This window comes from Streptomyces kaniharaensis, from assembly GCF_009569385.1.
Taxonomy (GTDB): domain Bacteria; phylum Actinomycetota; class Actinomycetes; order Streptomycetales; family Streptomycetaceae; genus Kitasatospora; species Kitasatospora kaniharaensis.
The window spans coordinates 5,196,971-5,217,581 of record NZ_WBOF01000001.1; the positions used below are offsets into that span (position 1 = coordinate 5,196,971).

At 73.7% G+C, this 20,611-nt stretch carries 16 protein-coding genes; 12 read left to right on the forward strand and 4 right to left on the reverse strand.

Features of this window, described 5'->3' with window-relative positions; genetic code table 11:
- Positions 1-34: 34 nt before the first annotated feature.
- Together F7Q99_RS23325 and F7Q99_RS23330 are read right to left on the reverse strand one after the other, a co-directional pair.
- Positions 35-3,085 carry an AAA family ATPase gene (locus F7Q99_RS23325; RefSeq protein WP_153464459.1) on the reverse strand — a complete coding sequence of 1,017 codons (3,051 nt, stop codon included), beginning with the start codon at positions 3,083-3,085 and terminating at the stop codon, positions 35-37.
- Entirely contained in the window at positions 3,082-4,251 is a 1,170-nt protein-coding gene (locus F7Q99_RS23330; protein ID WP_153464461.1) for an exonuclease SbcCD subunit D, read from the reverse strand. The genes F7Q99_RS23325 and F7Q99_RS23330 overlap by 4 nt, the downstream gene beginning before the upstream one ends.
- A gap of 643 nt (positions 4,252-4,894) precedes the next feature.
- Between F7Q99_RS23330 and F7Q99_RS23335 the strand changes: the two genes are divergently transcribed.
- From F7Q99_RS23335 to F7Q99_RS23345, 3 genes are all read left to right on the forward strand, one after another.
- The gene (locus F7Q99_RS23335) at positions 4,895-5,809 is read left to right on the forward strand and encodes a hypothetical protein (RefSeq protein WP_153464462.1); all 915 of its coding nucleotides are present in this window, start codon (positions 4,895-4,897) and stop codon (positions 5,807-5,809) included.
- A 204-nt stretch (positions 5,810-6,013) separates the two neighbouring features.
- Complete coding sequence (locus F7Q99_RS23340; RefSeq protein ID WP_195911150.1) at positions 6,014-6,661, forward strand: hypothetical protein; 648 nt, start codon at positions 6,014-6,016, stop codon at positions 6,659-6,661.
- A gap of 467 nt (positions 6,662-7,128) precedes the next feature.
- Complete coding sequence (locus F7Q99_RS23345) at positions 7,129-7,926, forward strand: SGNH/GDSL hydrolase family protein (RefSeq protein ID WP_195911151.1); 798 nt, start codon at positions 7,129-7,131, stop codon at positions 7,924-7,926.
- A gap of 236 nt (positions 7,927-8,162) precedes the next feature.
- Here F7Q99_RS23345 and F7Q99_RS23350 read toward each other — a convergent pair whose 3' ends face one another.
- Positions 8,163-9,989, reverse strand: coding sequence for an AMP-dependent synthetase/ligase (locus F7Q99_RS23350; protein ID WP_326847018.1), 1,827 nt, complete (start codon positions 9,987-9,989; stop codon positions 8,163-8,165).
- A gap of 348 nt (positions 9,990-10,337) precedes the next feature.
- On the opposite strand from F7Q99_RS23350, the gene F7Q99_RS23355 reads away from it, so the two are divergent.
- The 5 genes from F7Q99_RS23355 (at position 10,338) to F7Q99_RS23375 (ending at position 16,494) form a co-directional block, all read left to right on the forward strand.
- Positions 10,338-13,295, forward strand: a complete 2,958-nt coding sequence (locus F7Q99_RS23355; protein WP_153464466.1) for a sensor histidine kinase — start codon at positions 10,338-10,340, stop codon at positions 13,293-13,295.
- Positions 13,292-13,711, forward strand: a complete 420-nt coding sequence (locus F7Q99_RS23360; RefSeq protein ID WP_153464469.1) for a roadblock/LC7 domain-containing protein — start codon at positions 13,292-13,294, stop codon at positions 13,709-13,711. Before F7Q99_RS23355 ends, F7Q99_RS23360 begins: the two co-directional genes overlap by 4 nt.
- A 350-nt stretch (positions 13,712-14,061) precedes the next feature.
- Complete coding sequence (locus F7Q99_RS43710) at positions 14,062-14,391, forward strand: DUF742 domain-containing protein (protein WP_230210850.1); 330 nt, start codon at positions 14,062-14,064, stop codon at positions 14,389-14,391.
- Positions 14,372-15,007 (forward strand): GTP-binding protein, encoded by a 636-nt coding sequence (locus tag F7Q99_RS23370; RefSeq protein ID WP_153464473.1) that lies wholly within the window; start codon positions 14,372-14,374, stop codon positions 15,005-15,007. The genes F7Q99_RS43710 and F7Q99_RS23370 overlap by 20 nt, the downstream gene beginning before the upstream one ends.
- 830 nt (positions 15,008-15,837) lie before the next feature.
- Positions 15,838-16,494 (forward strand): winged helix-turn-helix domain-containing protein, encoded by a 657-nt coding sequence (locus tag F7Q99_RS23375; RefSeq protein ID WP_153464475.1) that lies wholly within the window; start codon positions 15,838-15,840, stop codon positions 16,492-16,494.
- Between the two features lie 148 nt (positions 16,495-16,642).
- Here F7Q99_RS23375 and F7Q99_RS23380 read toward each other — a convergent pair whose 3' ends face one another.
- Positions 16,643-17,632 (reverse strand): aldo/keto reductase, encoded by a 990-nt coding sequence (locus F7Q99_RS23380; protein ID WP_153464477.1) that lies wholly within the window; start codon positions 17,630-17,632, stop codon positions 16,643-16,645.
- A 246-nt stretch (positions 17,633-17,878) separates the two neighbouring features.
- Between F7Q99_RS23380 and F7Q99_RS23385 the strand changes: the two genes are divergently transcribed.
- The 4 genes from F7Q99_RS23385 to F7Q99_RS23400 all read left to right on the forward strand — a co-directional run bounded on the left by F7Q99_RS23385 (position 17,879) and on the right by F7Q99_RS23400 (position 20,585).
- The gene (locus F7Q99_RS23385) at positions 17,879-18,457 is read left to right on the forward strand and encodes a TetR/AcrR family transcriptional regulator (protein WP_153464479.1); all 579 of its coding nucleotides are present in this window, start codon (positions 17,879-17,881) and stop codon (positions 18,455-18,457) included.
- A 126-nt stretch (positions 18,458-18,583) separates the two neighbouring features.
- A complete protein-coding gene (locus tag F7Q99_RS23390) occupies positions 18,584-19,174 on the forward strand; it encodes a DUF4865 family protein (protein WP_326847019.1) in 591 nt (196 codons plus the stop codon).
- Between the two features lie 17 nt (positions 19,175-19,191).
- Positions 19,192-19,656, forward strand: coding sequence for a carboxymuconolactone decarboxylase family protein (locus F7Q99_RS23395; protein WP_230210299.1), 465 nt, complete (start codon positions 19,192-19,194; stop codon positions 19,654-19,656).
- A complete protein-coding gene (locus F7Q99_RS23400; protein WP_153464481.1) occupies positions 19,653-20,585 on the forward strand; it encodes a phosphotriesterase family protein in 933 nt (310 codons plus the stop codon). Before F7Q99_RS23395 ends, F7Q99_RS23400 begins: the two co-directional genes overlap by 4 nt.
- The last annotated feature ends 26 nt before the right edge of the window (positions 20,586-20,611 follow it).

The following is a 20,611-nucleotide window of genomic DNA, read 5'->3' on the forward strand; positions in this document are numbered from 1 at the left end:
GACCGGAACGCGGCCGGACGTTCGAAGGCGGGCCCTACGCGTCCTCCCGTCCGGCCAGGGCCAGGGTCGAGCCGTGCCGGCCCTTGCGGACCAGGAGCTGGGCCGGGATCCGGCTGCGCAGGTCGGCGACGTGGCTGACGATGCCGACCGCCCGGTCGCGCTCGCGCAGGCCGTCGAGGACGTCCATCACCTCCTCCAGCGAGTGTTCGTCGAGCGTGCCGAAGCCCTCGTCGATGAAGAGGGTGTCCAGCGGCATGCCGCCGGCCTCGTCGGTGACGACGTCCGCGAGGCCGAGGGCGAGGGCGAGGGAGGCGAAGAAGCTCTCGCCGCCGGAGAGGGTCGCGGTGTCCCGCTCGGTGCCCGTCCAGGCGTCGACCACGCGCAGGGCCAGGCCCGAGCGCTTGTTGCCAGTGCCGCGGTCGTCGCTGTGGACGAGGGTGTAGCGGCCGCCCGACATCCGGACCAGCCGGTCGCTGGCCGCCGCGGCGACCTGCTCCAGCCGGGCTGCCAGGACGTACGACTCCAGGCGCATCCGGAGCCGGTTCTCGGTGGAGGTGCCGGCGGCCAGCGTGGCGAGCCGGTTGATCCGCCCGTACCGCACCAACGCGGGGGCGAGTTCGGCGGTCAGGTCGGCGAGCTGGCGACCGATCGCGGTCAGCGACTCGAGGCGCTCGCGGGCCGCGGCCTGGGCGGCGTGCGCGCGGCGCAGCCGGGCGGTGGCGGCGTCGAGTGCGGCTTGGGCGGCGGGCAAGTCGGCGGCGGGACGGGCCGCGGCCTCGGCGAGTTCGGGCAGCGCGAGCTCGTGCCGGACGGCGGCGAGCTCGGCGCGGTGCCGGTCCAGCCGGTCCTCCAGCTGCTCGCGCTGCTCCCGGGGGAGCAGGACGGCGAGTGCGTCTTCGGCGTCCGGGAAGCCGGCTGCGGCGGCGGCCTTGCCGAGTTCGTCCTCGGCCTCGGAGAGTCGGGCCGCCGCCTCTTGGCAGACCCGCGCGGCGCCGGCCACCGCGGCGACGCCGTCGATGAGCCGGGTGAGGTCCGCGGCCCGCTCGGCCACGGAGGCCGCCTCGCCCCGGGCGGCGGCCACCCGGGCGGTGAGCTCCCGCTGCTCGGCGTCGAGGGCCTGGAGCCGGTCGGTGAGGACGGCGGCGCGCTCGCGGGCCTCGCGACGCTCGTCGAGTCGGCGGGCGCGGTCGTCGGAGAGGCGGCCGATCTCCTGCTCGACCCGACCGAGCGCCTCCGCGGCCTGCCGTGCCTCGCGGTGCTCGCGTTCCAGTGCGGCGAGGGCGCCGGAGAGGGCGTCCGTGCGGGCGTCGGCGCCGTCCGGCCCGGCCGCCCCGGCAGCCGTCGCCTCGCGGACCCGCAGCGCGGTGAGGGCCTGCTCGGCGTTCGCCGCCGCCTGCTCGGCGGAGCTTTGGGCGGCGCGCGCCCGGTCCTCGTCCGCGGCGCTGACCCGGCCACCGGGGCCGGCCTCGGCGGGCGCCGGGTGTTCGGGCGAGCCGCAGACCCGACAGGCCTCGCCCGCCCGCAGCTGCTCGGCCAACTCGGCGGCCATGCCGGCGAGTCGGCGCTCGCGCAGGTCCTGGCTGTGCTCGCGGGCGTCCAGCGCGGCGGTGCGCAGCGCGTGGACCCTCGGCTCGCCGGCCGCGATCTCGGCCCGCAGTCCGTCTCGCTCCCGGGCTGCGCCCAGGCGGGCGGTCAACTCGGTGCGCCGGCCGTCCAGTTGCTCGACCTTCGCGCTCGCCGCCTGCGCCCCGGCCTGCTCCTTCTGGAGCCGGTTCAACTGGTCCTCGAACTCGGCGAGCCAGTCCTCGGCCTCCTCGGCGAGCTCCTCGGCGTGGCGGCGGTCGTCGGCCGTGGTCCGCTGTTCGCGGGCGAGTTCGGCGCAGCGGCGCTCGTCCGCCCGGGCCGTCTCCAGCCGTACCACCTCGGCCCGCAGGCGCAGTTCGGCCTCGGCCAGTTCCGCGGCGCCGGCGGTGGCGAGGGCCTGGCCCTCGCCGCCGGTGCGGGCCAGCGCCTCCCGGTGGCGGCGCTCGGCGTCCTGCGCGCGCCGGTGCGCCTCGGCGGCGCCCTCACGCAGCCGCAGCGGGGACTCCACCCCGACGGCCGCCTGCGCGGCGGCCAGCCGCTGTCGGTCGCGCTCCACCACGGGTTCGACCTCGGCCAACCGGTCGGCCTGCTGCCGGGCCTGTCGGTGGCGGTGCTGGCGCCCGGCCAGCTCCTCGGCGGCCTCGCGGTCCCTCTGCGCGGCGAGGTGGGCCGCCTCGGCGCCCGCCAGCGCCGCGTCCGCGACGGCCTGCTGCTCGGCCGCGCCGGCGCGCAGGATCGCGGCCCAGCCGAGCACGCCCGCCGTCAGGTCGGCGGACTCGTCCTCGTCGGGCACCCACTGGCCGGCCGGCTCGGCGCCCGGGCCGGCCGCCTGCTCGGCCTTGCTGGCGAGATCGCGCAGTCGGCGCCGCCCCGCCTGGACGGCGGCCTCCTGGACCCGCCGCTGCTCGGCCAGCCACGCCTCGACGTGCTGGAACCGCTCGGTGTCGAACAGCCGCCGCAGCAGCTTGCCGCGCTCCTCCGAATCGGCCTTGAGGAAGCGCGCGAAGTCGCCCTGCGGCAGCAGAACGACCTGGCAGAACTGCTCCCGGTTCATGCCGATCAGCCGGTGGATCTCCTCCCCGGCCTCCTGGTGCGACTTGCTGACCCCGCGCCAACCGGGCGCGCCGTCCCCCGCGTCGGCCGCCCACTCGCGCAGCAGCGTCTGCGGTCGCTCGACCGTCGTGCCGGAGCCGACCTTCTTCGGGCGCCGCTGCTCCGGCAGCCGGGTGATCTGCAGCCGTCGCCCGCCGAGCGTCAGCTCCAGCCGCACCTCCGTCAGCTGGTGCGGGTCGGCGTGGTCGCTGCGCAGCCGGTTGGCCCTGCGGCTGCCGGGAACGTCGCCGTAGAGGGCGAAGCACACCGCGTCCAGCACGCTGCTCTTGCCCGCCCCGGTCGCGCCGCGCAGCAGGAACAGCCCGCCGGCGGCGAGCGCGTCGAAATCCACCGTCTCGCTGCCCGCGAACGGGCCGAAGGCGGTGACGGTGAGCCGGTGCAGCCTCATCGGGGCAGGTCCGCCTTCCGGTCGGTGGTCTCCCGCACGCTCTCGAACCCGGCCCGCAGCCAGCCGAGTTCGTCCCCGTCCGGCTCGGCGCCGGGGCGCACGTGCCGCAGGAAGCCCTCCGCGATCTCCAGGTCGGCCCGCCCGCTGACCCGGGCCGCGTACGACTGCGAGGGCGCCGTCTCCGTCTCCTCCGGGTCGAAGAGCAACTGGAGGGTGTGCGGGAAGCGACGGCGCAGCCGCTCCATCGGCTCGCTCGGGCGGGCTGCGTCGGTCAGGGTGACCTGCACCCAGGAGTGCTCGAACGGCGCGTACTTCTCGTCGGTGAGCAGCGTGTCGAGCTTGTCGCGCAGGGTGGCGAGCGCGCGGGGCTGCGGGCAGTCGACGCGCTCGGCGGCCACCGAGCCGTCGGCGGCGAGATCGACCAGCCACATCGTCTTGCGCTGGTTCACCTCGGAGAACGAGTACGCGAGCGGCGAACCGCTGTAGCGCAGGTGCGGCGCGAGTGTCTGGCAGCCGTGGAGGTGGCCGAGCGCGGCGTAGTGCACCCCGTCGAACACCGAGGCCGGCACCGACGCGACGCCGCCGACCGCGATGTCCCGCTCGCTGTCGCTCGGCGCGCCCCCCGTGACGAAGGCGTGCGCCAGTACCACGGCGCGCGTCCCCGCCGGGCGGGCCGCGAGGTCCTCCCGCACCCGCTCCATCGCGGCGCCCAGCACCGCCGCGTGCCCTCCGCGCTCCAGCCCGAACCGTTCGCGCACCAGCGTCGGCTCCAGGTACGGCAGCCCGTACACGGCCACCGGCCCGTGCTCGTCGGCCAGCAGCACCGGGACGGCGCACTCGCCCGGATCCGTGCGCAGATGGATGCCCGCCTGCCCGATCAGCCCGGCCCCGACGCCCAGCCGGCGGGCCGAGTCGTGGTTGCCGCTGATGAACACCGTCGGCACGCCGAGCCCGGCCAGCCGGTGCAGCACGTCGTCGAACAGCGCGACCGCGTCCAGACCCGGCAACGCCCGGTCGTACACGTCGCCGGCAACCAGCACGGCATCCGCGTGCTCCTCCTCGACCACCGCCACCAGGTGGTCGAGGAACGCACGCTGGGCGTCGTGCAGGCTCTCCCGGTGGAACGAGCGCCCGAGATGCCAGTCGGAGGTATGCAGCAGTCGCATGGTCCCCGACCCTAACGTCCGTCACTGACAATCTCGGGCGGAACAGTGGGCCCGGGGGTTCGGGAGGAGGTGGTCGGCGGGGGAACGCAGGGGCGGGGCGCCAAACAAATGACAACTGACAGATTTCAGATGACAGACTTTGAAATCTGTCATCTGTCATCTGTCAGCTGTCATCCGAAGCCTGTTCGCTGTTCAGTGCTCGGTGCCTGCTGTTCGTGGACCATTGCGTGTCCGCCCCGGGCCACTGGAGCTCCGTGTTCACTCCTCAGAGTGAATTGTCAGTGACGGTGTGTATGTTCCTCGTCGTCGGCCGCTGTGGGCGGTTGGCGAGCGGGCGGTCGTGCCCGTGGTGGGTGACGGAGAGGGGCGTGTCATGTCGGTGCGGGTGATGGTGGCGGAGGCCTTCGGACGGCAGGTGGGCTCGGGTAGGCGGGCGCGCCGGCCGTGGCGGGTGCGGTTGTCGGCCGGGCATTGGGTTCGGCCTGGTGGGACAGGCCCCGGGCGGGGCGGGCCGGGGCCGGGTGGGCCCGGTGGCGGGCGGCCGCCGGGTGCCGGTGACGGTGGTGCCGGGGCCTGGGGGCGGCGGCCCGGTGGGCGGGCGCGGGGCGCCCCGCCCCCGTTGCCGGTGGCCGTGGCGGTGGCGGTGGCCGTCGGAGGTGCCGACTTCGCCAGGCTGTCCCGGTACGGGCTGTTCGGGGGGCTCGGCCACCGGGAGTACCTGCGGCGGACGGAGGAGCAGTTGAGGGCCCTGCGCGGGCAGGGGCTGGAGGTGCACCTGCGGGTCCTGGAGGAGGCCGACTTCGCGGACTACTGCGAGGCGCTCGGCCTCGATCCGGGCACCGCCGCCGCGCGGGTCGCGTACGCGGGTGATCCCGAGCTGGCGGGGGAGCCGTTCGTCTACGCGGGGGAGCGGCTGGCCGAGCTGGTCCCGCTTCTGCTGGACGATCACCGGTCCCGGGTGCGGATGTCCGTCGCCAGCGCGGTCCTGCTGGACACGATCGGCGACGACCTCGCCGGACAGCGGCGGCTGGCGGCGGTGATGAGGTACGTCACCGCCGTGTACGTGGCCCTGGCCGAGGGTGCGGGGGAGGGGTGCCACCTCCTGACGCTGCGCTGCCACGGGCCCGAGGACGGCGAGGAGCTCGCCGCGGCGGCAGAGCTGTGCGTCGAGGCGGGCATGCTGTTCCCCGGCGGACGGGACACGGAGGCCCTCTGCGTGACGCTGGCGGCGGGCGTGGCCCTCGGCGGCACGGGTGCCCTGCTGCTGCACGGCGACGCGGGGCCCGAGGGGCCGCCGGTGCGCGGCTGGGCCCTGGCCGGCGGGCGGCTGCGGCCGATGAGCGCACGCGAGGTGTTCGACGAGCTGGCCGACGGCGCCAGGTGGGGCCTGCCCTTCCCGCCCGGGGCGCTCCCGTGGCCCGGCTTCCCGCTGCCGGGGGTCCCGGCTCCTGCCGGGCCGGCGGACGACACGGACACCGATCCGACGGAAGACGCGGACACCGCCCGCCCGGACGACGCGGACAGCGACCCCGAGGACGGGGGTGGGCCCCTGGCCTGACCAGGCACTTTTGGCCTTCGCGTCCACCAGGCGGCGCTGGGGACTGTTCATCGACCGGCTGTTCGGGGAAGATTTCGGGAAAGATCAACAGCAGGAGCGTGCGGTGCCCCACGCCGCCCTCCCGCCGCTCCGCCCGAACCGCGCTCCGCAGGTCAGCCCCGCGTCCCGTCGGTCCTGGCGAGCCCGACGCCGAAAGGGGGACGCATGAGCCGGATCGAGTACAGCGCGGAGATCGCCGAGCTGCTCGGCAAGGTGCGCCGGCGTCCCTCCGCGGGGTGGCCGTGGCGGCCGGGCGAGCAGGTGCCCGACGGGCTGCCCGTGAAGCAGTCGTGGGGGTGGCTGTTCGCACCTGACGGGCGCGTGCTGACCCTGGTCAACCCCCGGGACGGCATCTGCTCGCTGCCCGGCGGCTCGCTGGAGCCGGAGGACGCCGGCGACCCGGCCTCCGCCCTGGCGCGGGAGGCCGCCGAGGAGGCGCAGGCCGTGATCGGTCGGCCGTACTACCTCGGCTACCTCTACGACCGGGTCGGCTCGGCCAACGGCGGCCACGAGTGCGCCCGGGTACGGATGGCCGCTGCGCTGCGGACGGTCGGGCCGAGCGCGGCCGATCCGGCGTCCGGTCGGCACTACCGGCGGCTGCTGGTCGCGCCCGGGCTCGCCGTCGAGCTGCTGGGCTGGGGCGCGCCCGGGCTGCGGCAGGCACGGGCGGCGGTCGCGTGCGCCGTCCGGTGGCTCGGTGTGCCCGCTGCCGCGAACGAGACGATCGAGGAACTGCCGGTGGAGGGCTGTGAGGTCTTCCCGGGCACCAGCTACTCGGGCTACTTGGGTGGCGCCCGCCCCGCGCGGAGCTGAGGCCTGTCGTCGGGTGCCGGGCACCTGTGCGGTGGCGCCGACCCGGTGATCAAGTAGTCGATATCACTGCCGCCCGCGGGCACAAACGCGCGCCGGGCTCAGCCACTCCGGCGTGCGCGACACTCAGTGAGCACTGGCCGCCGAGCACGCCGCCGGGTGATCGCCGCACGTGAACACCGGTGAGGCGGTGAACCTGATCGACGGTCAGGGACTCGGGGCCGGCGAGATCGTGTACGGCGGAGTACTGGACCCCGCTCGAAGGCTGGCTCGCCGTCCGGCCGTCCGGCGTCTTCAGTCCGCCCGCAGGCGCGCTCACATGGGTGCTGACCGGCGCCAACGCCCCTTAGGTGCACGGTGGTTTACTCCGGCATTGTCAGACGTACCGTCAATATCCTTGGCATGACCACTTCCCGGCTCAGCTGCCGCCTGGTATCACCATTGTGACCCACGTCACGCCAGGAGGTTCCATGCTGCGCCCTGCTCGTGCCATGTCCGTCACCGCGATAGCGGCCCTGCTCGCCCTGACCACGTTCTTCGCTGCCACGTCCGCGAACGCGGCCACCGTCAACTACGTCGCGCTCGGGGACTCGTACTCCGCCGGTGTCGGCGCCGGGAACTACCTCGGCGACAGCGGCAGCTGCAAGCGGAGCACCAACGCGTACCCGTACCTGTGGCGGAACGCGCACTCGCCGTCGTCCTTCACCTTCGTCGCCTGTTCCGGCGCGAGAACCGGCGACGTCCTCAACAACCAGATCTCCGCCCTCAACTCCGGCACCACGCTGGTCAGCATCACGATCGGCGGCAACGACGCCGGCTTCGCCAGCACCATGCAGACCTGCGTGCTGGACTCCGAGGCCGCCTGCCTCGACGCCGTCTCGGCCGGCGAGGACTACGCCCAGAACACCCTGCCCGGCCAGCTCGACCAGGTCTACACGGCCATCCGGGCCAAGGCCCCCAACGCCCACGTGGTGGTCCTCGGCTACCCGCACCTCTACAAGGTCGGCGGCGGCTGCATCTTCGGCATCGGCGACACCAAGCGTGCCGCCATCAACGAGGCGGCCGACGTGCTCGACGACGTCATCGCCAAGCGCGCCGCCGACATCGGCTTCACCTTCGCCGACGTGCGCGGCATCTTCGGCGAGCACGAGATCTGCGGCTCGCTGACCACCTGGATCCACAGCACCACCTGGCCCATCGACGAGAGCTACCACCCGAAGGCGTCCGGCCAGGCCGGCGGCTACCTCCCGGTGTTCTCGCAGTCGTAACGGCGCGTCCGGCACGGCCGTCGGCTCCTCTCCGACCTTTGGGGAGGGCCGACGGATTTCGGCTCGGCCCTTCGGCGGGAACGGCATCCCGGCGATCACGGGTAGCAGTTCGGTTTGCTTGTAGGCGAGATGCTCCTACAAAGCTTGGGCGGTCTCGGTCACCCGGCCGCCCCGCGACATGCGCCTGCGCCTCCTCGCCGAAGTCCCACCGACGGCACGCCCGGCGAGGCGATCAGTCAGGGAGCGTACAGTTCCTCGATGTCCGTCGCGTAGTGCTCGGCGATCGCCGCCCGCCGCAGCTTCAGTGAGGGCGTCAGAAGCCCCTGGTCCACGCTGAACTCCCGTAACAGCAACCGGAACGCGCGGATCGATTCGGCTCGCGAGACCGCCGTGTTCGCTGCCGCCACGGCGCGCTGGATCTCGGCGTGCAACTGCTCGTCCGCGAGCACTGCCCACGGGTCCAGTTGCTCCCGCCCGCCCGTCTTCAGCCAGTGCGCGAGCGCCGCCTGGTCGAGGGTGATCAGCGCGGCCACGTACGGGCGGTCGTCGCCGACCACCATGCACTGGGAGACCAGCGGATGCGCCGACACCCGTTCCTCCAGCGCGGCCGGGGCGAGGTTCTTGCCGCTGCTGGTGACGATCAGGTCCTTCTTGCGGCCGGTGATGGTGAGGTACCCGTCCTCGTCCAGGCGGCCGAGGTCCCCGGTGGCGAACCAGCCGTCGTACAGCGACTCCGCCGTGCAGCGCGGGTGGTTGAGGTATCCGCCGAACACCGGCCCGCCGCGCACCCACACCTCGCCGTCGTCCGCGATCGCGACCGAGGCTCCTGGGAGGGGCTGTCCGACCGTGCCGAGCTTCTGCCGGCCGGCCGGGTTGGCGGTGATCGCGGCGGACGTCTCGGTCAGCCCGTAGCCCTCGTACAGCTGGAGCCCGGCGCCGGTGAAGAAGAGTCCGAGCTCGCGGCGCAGCGAGGAGCCGCCGCACATCACGCCGCGCACCCGGCCGCCGAGCACCCCGCGCAGCCGCTGGTAGACCGTCCGCTCGTAGGCGAGGTGGCGCAGCCGCAGCTTCGGGCTCGGTCCCGGCCCGGCGCCGAACAGTTTCTGCTCCCGGGCCGCCGCCCACTCGACCGCGACCTGCCGGGCCTGCTCGAAGAGTTCGCCGCGTCCGGCGTCCTCGGCGGCCTGCCGGGCCCGCTGGAAGATCTTCTCGAAGACGTACGGGACGACGTGCAGGAAGGTCGGCCGGAAGGAGTCCAGGGAGGGTAACAGGGCCTCGGTGGAGACTTCGGGGATGTGCCCGATCCGGAAGCCGGCGCGGATCGCCGCGACCTGCACGGCCCGCCCGTAGACGTGCGCGAGCGGCAGGAACAGCAGGGTGGCGGGCTGGTCGCCGCCGGCGTCCCGGAAGATGTCGCCCCAGCCGCCGAGCAGGGCGTCGGCCTCGGCGGCCAGGTTGGCGTGGGTGATCAGGCAGCCCTTGGGGCGGCCGGTGGTGCCCGAGGTGTAGACGACGGTGGCGATGTTGGCGGCGGTGACGCCGAGCCGCTGGCGGTGTACCAGCGCGTTGGGCACGCCGCGCCCGTCCTCGGTGATCGCGGCGACGCAGTCGCGGTCCAGCTGCCAGATTCCGCTGAGGTCGGGCAGGGCGTCGCACACCGCTCCGACGGTCATGGCGGCGTCCTCGTCCTCGACCAGGCAGGCCACCGCCTGGGTCTCGGCGAGGATCCAGCGCACCTGCTCGGCTGAGGCCGTGGGGTAGACCGGGACGGTGATCGCGCCGATCGACCAGAGTGCGTAGTCGAACAGTGTCCACTCGTAGCGGGTGCGGGACATCAGTGCGACCCGGTCGCCGTAGCGGACACCGCGGGTGAGCAGGCCCTTGGCGAGGGCGAGCACCTCGTCCCGGAACTCCTGCGCGGTGACGTCCTGCCAGGGGCCGTCGGCGGCGCGGCGGGACAGCTGGACCAGGCCGGGCGTGCGTTCGGCGGTGTCGTAGAGCGAGTCGGCGAGTCCTCCGCTGGCCTCGGGGCCGGCCAGGGCGGGGGTGGTGAACTCGCGCACAATCCTCCCCGTTCGCATCTGCGTGGAGCGAAACTATCGGATCGGTCTGTCGCTGCCCAGGGGTGTGACGGTGGCGCGACGAGATCGGCACCTGTCCGTACGGAAAGTGCCGGGTCGGGGCGCGGGTTCCTGACGTGTGCGGGGCAAGTGCGGGTCTTGGGGGCGGCAGACGGATTCGACCCTCGAACGAGTGGTCAGGGCGTAGTAGGCTCTCGCAGACCTGCGGTCGCGGGCCTCCCAACCAGGCCCGATCCGTCGACGTACCATCCGCGCTCCCCGTCCACGCCCCCAGCTCCACGCCCACCCACGCTCCCCGTCCGCGCCTGGCACTTCCTGACCGAGGACTCCATGCGTCTGCGCAGCAGCTCGATCCGCGCGAAGATCATCGCGCTGCTCCTGGTACCCATCGTCGCGCTCACCGCGATGTGGGCGTACGCGACGTCCGTCACCACCGGAGACGTCTGGAGCCAGCTGGAGATCAGCCGTACGTACAAGGAGTTCGCGGCCCCGGTCGACCAGTACGCCACCGACCTGCAGAACGAGCGCCGCGCCGCCGTCCAGCGGCTCGCCGACCCGAACTCGCGCGTCGCCAAGGACGCCTTCGACCGCACCAAGGCCGCGACCGACCGCGAGCTCGCCGTCCTGCGCGACAAGAAGGCCGGCAGCGACGGCAAGCTCTCCACCGCCCAGCGCGGACGCCTCCTGCAGATCCTCGCCGCCGCCGACCAGATCGGCCCGCTGCGCGCCCAGGTCGGCCGCACCGCGCTCAACTGGGAGTTCGCGCTCGATCAGTACAGCGACCTGATCAAGCCCGTGTTCGGCTTCCGCTCCGCCTTCGTTGCCCAGCAGGCCGGCCAACTGCCGCGCCAGGGCACGATCCTGATCGAGCTGGTGCGCGCCCGCGAGTACCTCGCTCAGGAGGACGCGGCGATGGAGGGCCTGCGCACCGGCATCACCCGGCCCACCGCCGAGCAGTACCAGGTCGCGCTGGACGCCCTGCACAACCAGCAGGCGCTGTTCACCGTCTACGTCGCCGAACTCGACCCCTCCGACCAGGCCGAGTACGTCGCCCTGCACGGCGGCGAGGCCTGGGCCGCGCTCGCCCGCGCCGAGGCCGACTTCGTCGGCGCCGGAGGCCCCGAGCGGGTCGCCCAGGCGATCAACGGCGACTCCTGGCGGGACACCGCCGACCGGGCCCTCGGCGACCTCGCCGCCGTCAACTCCCGGATCGCCGACGGGATCGCCGAACGCGAGCGGTCCTACGAGGTCGGGCTGCTGTGGCGTGGCGGCATCGCCGGCGCGGTCGGCCTGGTCGCGGTCGTGCTGACGGTGCTCATCTCCTTCCGGATCGGCCGCGGACTGGCCCGCGAACTGATCGGCCTGCGCAACGCCGCTAACGAGCTCGCCGGCACCCGGCTTCCGTCCGTCATGCGGCGGCTGCGCCGCGGCGAGGCGGTGGACGTCGCGGCCGAGGCGCCGGAACTGCAGTTCGGGCAGGCCGAGATCGGCCAGGTCGGCCAGGCGTTCAACGCCGTCCAGCGGGCCGCCGTCGAGGCCGCCGTCGAACAGGCCGAGCTGCGCCGCGGCGTCTCGGCCGTCTTCGTCAACCTGGCCCGGCGCAGCCAGGTGCTCCTGCACCGCCAGCTGACCCTGCTGGACACCATGGAGCGCCGCACCGAGAACCCGGCGGAGCTGGAGGACCTGTTCAAGGTCGACCACCTCACCACCCGCATGCGCCGTCACGCCGAGGGCCTGATCATCCTGGCCGGCGGCTCGCCGGGGCGCGCCTGGCGCAAGCCCGTCCGGATGGTGGACGTGGTCCGCGCGGCGGTCGGCGAGGTCGAGGACTACGCCCGGGTGGTCGTCCGCCCCTTCCCAGGCACCGGCCTGCTCGGCAGCGCCGTCGCCGACGTGACCCACCTCGTCGCCGAACTCGTCGAGAACGCCGCGGTGTTCTCCCCGCCGACCACGCAGGTCACCGTCCAGGGCGAGGTCGTCGCACACGGCTTCGCGCTGGAGATCGACGACCGCGGCCTCGGGCTGAGCGAGCAGGCGCTCGCCGAGATCAACGAACGCCTCGCCGTGGAGCAGGAGTTCGACCTCGCCGACACCGACCGGCTGGGCCTGTTCGTGGTCAGCCGGCTGGCCCGGCGGCACGGCATCCGGGTGCACCTGCGGCCCTCCCCGTACGGCGGGACCACCGCGGTCGTGCTGGTACCGCGCGAACTGCTCGCCGAGGCCGAGGACGGGCTGCCCGAGCCGCCGCCCGCCGGGCAGCGGCCGGCGCCGGGCCGGCGCGGGCAGCGTGACCTCGTGGCGGTGCCGGCGCTCGGTACGGAGGGGAGATCCTCTTCGTCTGCCGCATCTGCCGGATCTGCGGCGTCGGACGGGGGCCGGAAGGCGACCGCTGCAAGCGGGCGGCACCGGGTCACCGGCGGGCCGCGGCCGTCCGTGTCCGAGCCGGCCCGGACGCCGGGCGGTCTGCCGCGGCGGGCGTCGCGGACCAAGGACGGGCCCGTGCTGGTGCCGCCGCCCGCGCCGGACGACGACGCCGGGCCGGGGACCGGTCGGCACCGGCGGGATGAGGCCGGGGCGGCTCCGGTGGAGGTGCCGACCGTTGGCCAGGGCGACGGCTCCCCGGTGGACGCTGCTCCGGCGGATGCCTCTCGGGTGGATACTGCTCCGGCGGATGCTGCTTCGGTGGACACGCGCGTGGACGCCGGTGCGCGGACCGCGGGAGGACTGCCCCGGCGGGTCCGGCAGGCGAGCCTCGCGCCGCAGCTGAAAGAACAGATGAAGCAACGGATGGAGGATCGGCTTCGAGGCCGCACCGAGGACGGGCTCGAGAACCGGGCCGCGCGGGGCCTCCGGGCCGTCGGCGACGCCGAGCAGGCGCGGGAGCGCTCGCCCGAGGAGGCGCGGGCCGCCTTCACGTCCTTCCAGCGCGGCTTCACCCGGGGCCGCGGGGCCTCCGCCCCGGTGGCCCCGGCAACCCCGGCGAGTGACCGGCCCACCGCCGTCCCCGCCTGGCAGCCGCCGGACACGTCCCGGCGGGCGATCGGCCCGGCGCCCGCCCCGGCGGCGCTGCCCGCACCGCCCGACGGCACCGGGGCGCCGCTCGTCAGGCGGGTACCGCCCGGCCCGCCGGTCCGCCTGGTGCCGCCGCCGTCCGACACGGCCGTGCCCCCGGCACCACCCGCAGCGTCCGCAACACCCGCACGATCCGACACACCTGCACGACCAGCGTCACCTGTACGACCAGCATCACCGGCATCACCCGCACCAGCGGAAGGAACTGATTCATGACCATTTCGACGCAGCCGTCCGGAGATCTCAACTGGCTCCTGGACGACCTGGTGGGGCGCGTCGCGGCCCTTCGGCACGCGGTGATCCTCTCCAGCGACGGCCTGGCCACCGGTGCCTCCCGCAACCTGGAGCGCGAGGACGCCGAGCACCTGGCCGCCGTCGCGGCGGGCTTCCACAGCCTCGCCAAGGGCACGGGCGGGCACTTCAAGGTCGGCGGGGTCCGGCAGACCATGGTGGAGCTCGACGAGGCGTTCCTGTTCATCACCGCCGCCGGCGACGGCAGCTGCCTGGCCGTGCTGAGCGAGGCCGAGGCGGACATCGGCCAGATCGCCTACGAGATGGCCCTGCTGGTCAAGCGGGTCGGCGAGCACATGGCCGCCGAACCGCGCACCGAAACCGAGCCGCCGGGGAGATGAGCGGTCCGATGGCGGATCCGAAGGCGGAGACGGCGGGACAGTCCGAACCGGGCGCCGGGCCGGCCGAGGCGGTCGCGGCCGAGGCGGTCGTCGTTGAGGGGGGCGCGGCCGAGGCGGTCGTCGTTGAGGCGGTCCTGGACGGGGCGAGCCCGGACCCGGCCGGCCCGGACTCGGCCGGCCCCGACTCGGTCAGCCCGGCCGAGGCGGCCACGGCGGACGAGTCAGGTACCGCGGACGAGGCCGAACAGCTCGTCCCGGACGAGCCCGAGGTCGACCTGTTCCGGCCGCGCACCCCGGTCGACGACCGCTGGTTCGACGACGACGCCGGGCCCGTGGTGCGGCTGTACTCGATGACCCGCGGCCGCACCCGGCCGGTCGAGGACGGCCTGTTCGACCTGATCTCGCTGATCACCGCCGCCGAGCCCGGGCCGGCCGCGGGGGCCGTGCCGGCGCAGGTGCTCGACCCGGAGCATCAGACCATTCTGGCCTGGTGCCGCCGGGAGCCGCTGTCCGTCGCCGAACTCGGCTCCTACACCGATCTGCCGGTCAGCGTCGTCCGGGTGCTGCTCGGCGACCTCTACGACGCCGAACTGATCAGCGTCACCCGACCCGTTCCGCTCGCCGAGCTGCCGGACGAGCGCCTGCTGCGAGACGTGATCAATGGACTCCGTGCGCTCTGACCACCACCCCGCGCCACGGCGGGGCGATTCCAACGACCCGAGCTGGCGCGGCGGTCCGGCCGTCGCGCTGAAGATCCTGGTCGCGGGCGGCTTCGGCGCGGGCAAGACCACCCTGGTCGGCGCGGTCAGCGAGATCCGTCCGCTGCGCACCGAGGAGGAGCTGAGCGAGCTGGGCCGCCCGGTGGACGACACCTCGGGCGTGGAGGCCAAGCGCACCACCACGGTGGCGATGGACTTCGGCCGGATCGACCTGCGGCCCGGGCTCGCGCTCTACCTGTTCGGCACCCCCGGTCAGGACCGGTTCTGGTTCGTCTGGAACGAGTTGGCGCGCGGCGCGCTCGGCGCGGTGGTGATCGCGGACACCCGGCGATTGGCCGACTGCTTCCCCTCCGTGGACTTCTTCGAGCAGCGCGGGATCCCCTTCGTCGTCGCGGTCAACTGCTTCGACGGCACCGAGCGGTTCGCCCCCGAGGAGGTCCGGGACGCGCTCGACCTCGACCCGGACGTTCCCGTGGTGCTGTGCGACGCGCGGCTGCGCGAGGACGGGAAGGCGGTGCTGGTCGCCCTCGTCGAGCACGCCGCCGCCCGGCGCCGGCCCGCCGCTGTCCGGGCCTGATCTCATTCGGGCCTGATCTCATTCGACTGTCCGCATCCCGGACGTTCGGCGTGCTGAGGGTTGCCTGGACCGGGTCGGCATGGAAGGCTCTGTAGCCGAAGGCCGCCCGGCCATGCCGTCGGGACGGCCGGGCGTGGCTCCGTGCGGACGCCCGTCCGGCGACAGGCCTTTCGAGCACCTACCTTCGGCGCGCACCCTGCGCCGCCGAGGACGGACGGACCAGGGGGAGGGCGGCAGGATGGCCATTGGCTGGCGACGCGCTGTGGCGGTACCCGCCCCGGTCGCACTGGTGCTCACGGCCCGCCGTTACATCGATCACGCGCTGACTTGCAGCGCGTGCTGTCGCTGACACCGCCCGGCCCCTTCCTCGGTACGCCCGATCTGCCTGCGGCCCGCCCGGCCGCCGTCCGGTGTGCCGTCAACCCGTCGACCAGGCCGGAGCGGGACGCCGGTAGCCGGTGTGTCCGTGACCGGCGATCCGACCCCGCCCCGCGGAGAAGACCACTTGTGATCCTTGCCCTTCCTGACCACGCCCCCGGAGCCGCCGGGGCTTTCACCGCGGTGCGCCACGGCGCGCCGTCCGGGCCGTCGAGCGGAAGGCCGGGCGGGCGCTTGCAGGCAGCGAGTTGCAACGCCGTGAGCCCGGGCCTCGCCGACCTGGAACCGTTCTGGCCCTCGCGGCAGCCGCACCTGTTCGATCAGACGTGTCCGGGCTCGCCCAGCGCGTCCCGGCCGTCCGCCCGCTGACTTCGGGTCAGCCCCGGCAGTACGCCCGGTCGACGCGCAGACGACTCCATCCCGTCCGTCACGCGCGAAATGAGCGGCACATCATGTCTTCTTCCTCCACGGCCACCCTGCCTCTGCCCGCCGCGACCCCGCACCTGCGCGCGGTCCGCTCTGCTCCGTCCGGCCCGTCCGGTTTTGCCAACTCGGGGGGCCGTCCCGTTCATTCGGTGCCGCCGCGGGTGGCCCCGCCCCTGTCGAGCGGCACCATCCCGCCGGTGCCGCAGTCGCTGCTGGCCGCGCTGCCGGAGGGGGCGACCGTCGTCGCCGGGCTGCCGCAGGGCACGCTGCCGGAAGCTCTTCTCGCCCAGTACGGTGCGCAGTTCGGCGGCGCGACCGGGCACCCGATGGTCGGGTATCTGGTGCTCGTACCGGCGAAGAGCCCGGCCGCGACCGTCCACCCGGTGCAGCCCGCCGGCCGCGGCGTCACCGTCGACACCGAGCGGCGCAACGCCTACGTGGACGGGCAGTTGCTCGATCTCACCTACCTGGAGTTCGAGTTGCTCGCGCACCTCGTCGAGCATCCGCAGCGGGTGCACACCCGGGACCACCTGGTCTCCGCCGTCTGGGGCTACGGCCACATCGGCGACGGACGCACGGTCGACGTGCACGTGGCGCGGCTGCGCCGCAAGCTCGGGTCGGTCTACCGGGACAGCATCGTCACGGTTCGTCGGGTCGGCTACAAGTACACCCCGATGGGGTGATCGTCCGGTCGGGGAACGGGTGACCTGCGCACAGCGCGAACAGATGACAGCCGAACAGATGACAAATGACAGCCGACAGATGACAGAGTCTGAAATCTGTCATCTGTTATCTGTTGGCTGTCACTGCCTTCAGTCCTCGGCCCGCCAATCAGCGGCTCAGTCGGTCGATCTCCGCCAGCTCGTCGGCCCTCAGCGGCCCGCCGTTCAGTGCGTCGATGTTCTGGTCCAGCTGGGCGACGCTGCTCGCACCGATGATCACCGACACCACCCGCGGGTCGCGCAGCACCCAGGACAGCGCGAGCTGCGCGAGCGTCTGCCCCCGTCCCTCGGCGACCTTGTTCAGTGCCCGCAGCTGCTTCAGCCTGGGCCCGCTGATGGCCTTCTCGTTCAGGAACTTCCCGATCGACATCCGCGAACCGGCCGGCACCTCGCCCGACAGATAGCGGTCCGTCAACAACCCCTGCGCGAGCGGCGAGTACGCGATCAGGCTGGTCTGGGTGTCGCCGACCGCGTCCAGCACGCCCTCCTCGACGTGACGGTTGAGGATCGAGTACGCGGACTGGTTCATCAGCACGGGCGTGCCCAGCTCGCGCAGGATCGCCACCGCCTCCCGGTGCTGCTCCGCCGGGTAGTTGGAGATGCCCGCGTACAGCGCCTTCCCGGAGCGGACCGCGCTGTCCAGTGCGCCCATCGTCTCCTCGATCGGGGTGTCCGGGTCGTAGCGGTGCGAGTAGAAGACGTCGACGTAGTCCAGCCCCATCCGCCCCAGCGACTGGTCCAGGCTGGCCAGCAGGTACTTGCGGCTGCCGCCGTTGCCGTACGGGCCGGGCCACATGTCCCAGCCGGCCTTGGTGGCGATGAACATCTCGTCCCGGTACGGGCGGAAGTCCTGCGCGAACAGGTACCCGAAGTTGCGCTCGGCGCTGCCGTACGGCGGGCCGTAGTTGTTCGCCAGGTCGAAGTGGGTGATCCCCCGGTCGAAGGCCCGGCGCAGCACCGCCCGCTGCACCTCCAGCGGTTGGGCGTCGCCGAAGTTGTGCCAGAGACCGAGTGAGACGGCGGGCAGTCGCACGCCGCTGCGCCCGGCCTTGCGGTAGGTCATCGAGGCATAGCGGTCATCCGAGGCGAGGTAGTTCATGCCGGACATCCTGCCAGCCGGGTGCTCGGATCAAGACGAGTGCCCGAGCGCTGATATGACGTGAGGTGATGTGACGTGATGTTCGCCACCGGCCGCGACGGAATGCGGCCCGGCGGTGTGGGGGAGACGAACGATCGACGGGCCGTGGCCGCCGGGGGGCGGCGCACGGCCCTCAGTAGTTCCGGTCGGTACGCCGTCGGGGAAATCCCTGGCCTTCTGTACCTACTGGTATGTACAGTGATCGGCATGGCAACCCAGGACCGTCTCATCGAGAGCACCCAGGAACTCCTCTGGGAACGCGGCTACGTCGGCACCAGCCCCAAGGCCATCCAGCAGCGTGCCGGCGTCGGCCAGGGCAGCATGTACCACCACTTCACCGGCAAGCCCGACCTCGCGGCCACCGCCCTGCGCCGCAGCGCCGAGCAGATGCGGGCCATCGCGGCGGCCGACCTCGCCGCCCCGGGCACCGCGTACGACCGCATCGCCGCCTACCTGCTCCGGGACCGCGACGTGCTGCGCGGCTGCCGGATCGGCCGGATGGCACAGGATCCGGACGTCATCGCCGACCCTCAGCTGCGCGCACCGGTCGAGGAGACGTTCGACTGGCTGCGCGGGCGGATCGCCGAGTTGATCGCCGAGGGTCAGGCGGCGGGCGAGCTCACCATGGGCGTGGACCCGGCCGACACCGCGGCCGCCGTGGTCGCCGTCGTCCAGGGCGGCTACGTGCTCGCCCGCGCGGCCGGGCGCGCCGAGCCCTTCGACCAGGCCGTCCGCGGCGCTCTCGGCCTGCTCGCCGCCCAGCGAACCGTCGACCGGACCGCCTGACGACCCGCTCACGGAACTGCCCACCGAACCGCCCGCCGACCCGCCGGACCTGCCCGCCGACCCGCCGGACCTGCCCGTCCGACCTGACGGTCCGGTCGCCGACCGCCCAGCGGAGGAGAACCGCCCGTGCACGCCATGCAGTACGAGATCACGCTCCCCGCCGACTACGACATGGGGATCATCCACAAGCGCGTCGCCGAGAAGGGCCATCTGCTCGACGCCCATCCGGGCCTCGGTCTCAAGGCGTACCTGGTCCGGGAGCGCGGCCGCGACGGTTCGCCGGTCAACCAGTACGCGCCCTTCTACCTCTGGCGCACCGCCGAGGGCATGAACAGCTTCCTCTGGGGCCCGGGCTTCCGTGGCCTGAGCGCCGACTTCGGCCGTCCCGTCGTCCGCCACTGGCTCGGCGCCGGACTGTCCCGCGGCACCGCGCCCACCGCAGATGCACCCGACGCACCCACCACCGCCATCCGTCGGACCATTCGCCTCCCCGAGACCGCCGACCCGGCTGAGGCCGTCGAGCGAGCCGTCGCCGAACTGCCCGGCCACCCCGCCCTGCACACCGCCGCCGTCGCGGTCGACCCCAGCCGCTGGGAACTGCTCCAGCTCGTCCTCTGGCGCGGTCCCGCCCCCGAGGACGTGCCCGGCACCCGCTACCGGGTGCTGCACCTGTCCAGGCCCGAACTCGACCGGCTGCCTGCCGGCCGCCACTGGTGAAAGGACTCACCACTCCCATGACCGCCCCGGCTCCGATGACCGGCCCCGCCTCGATGACGCCCGCCGACCTCACCCCCGCCACGCTCGACCGCGAGGCCGGCTACGCCCTCCTCACCGATCTTGCCGGCCCGGTCGCCGCCGCCACGCTCGGCGGCCTGGACGGCATCGCCCCCGGCTTCCCGGACTGGATCGTGACGAGCCTGTTCGGCGGCACCTACCAGCGCCCCGGTCTCGCCCCGCGCGACCGCCAGGTCGCCAATCTGGCCGCCCTCACCGCCCTCGGCGGCGTCGAGCCGCAGCTCGCCGACCACGTCCGGAACAGCCTGCGGATCGGCATGACCAGGGAGGAGGTCACCGAGGTGATCGTCCACCTCGCCCCGTACGTCGGGGTGCCCAAGGCGCTGGCCGGTCTGCGCGTCGCCACCGCCACGTTCACCGAGACGCAGCAGGCGGACCAGCCGGTCGAGGCGGACCAGGCATGACCCCCGCTGCACCTGCTGTGCGCACCGTCCGGACCGTCCTCGGCGACCTCGACCCCGCCGAACTCGGCGTCACCGACTCCCACGACCACCTCTTCATCCGCAGCCCCCAGCTCCCCACCGAGGAGCTCGACGACCAGGCCGCCGCCGAGGACGTCCTGCACGCCTTCGCGGCGGTCGGGGGCCGGTCGTTCGTCCAGTGGACCCCGTACGGCATGGGGCGCGGCGCCGCCGCCCTCGCCAGGCTGTCCGGCGCGACCGGCATCCACGTGGTGGCCGCCACCGGTGTGCACCAAGCCGTGCACTACGCCCCGGGCACCTTTCCGGCCCTCTACGACGGGCTCGCCGAACGCTTCGCCGCCGAGCTGACCACCGGACTGCCCGGCGCTCCCCAGGGCGTCCGGGCGGGGCTGATCAAGGTCGCCTCCGACGTCGGTGCCACCACCGCGCACACCCGCCAGGTCATGGCCGCGGCCGCCGAGGCGCACCACGCCACCGGCGCCCCGATCGCCGTCCACCTCGAACCGGGCGCCGATCCGCACTTCGTCCTGCGCCGGCTCCACGCCCGGCACGGCGTCCCGCGAGAGCGGATCGTCCTCGGCCACCTCACCCGGCTGCCCGACGCCAGGCTGCACCGCGAACTCGCCGCCGAGGGCGTGCACCTCGCGCTCGACAGCCCCTCCCGGGCCAACCACCCAGCCGACCACCAGGCCTTCGACCTCATCGCCGACCTCGTCGAGGCGGGCCACGCCTCCCAGCTGCTCCTCGGCGCCGACACCACCACCCGCACCGCCCGCAGGGCCGCCGGTCCCACCCGGCTGCTCACCGACCTCGCCCCGAGGCTCGCCCGAACCTTCGGCCCCGAACTCCCCGAACTCCTCCTCACCACCAACCCGGCAGCCGCCTTCGCCGCCGAATGGCGCACCCCCTGAGCCACCCTGAGCCGCCCTGAACCATC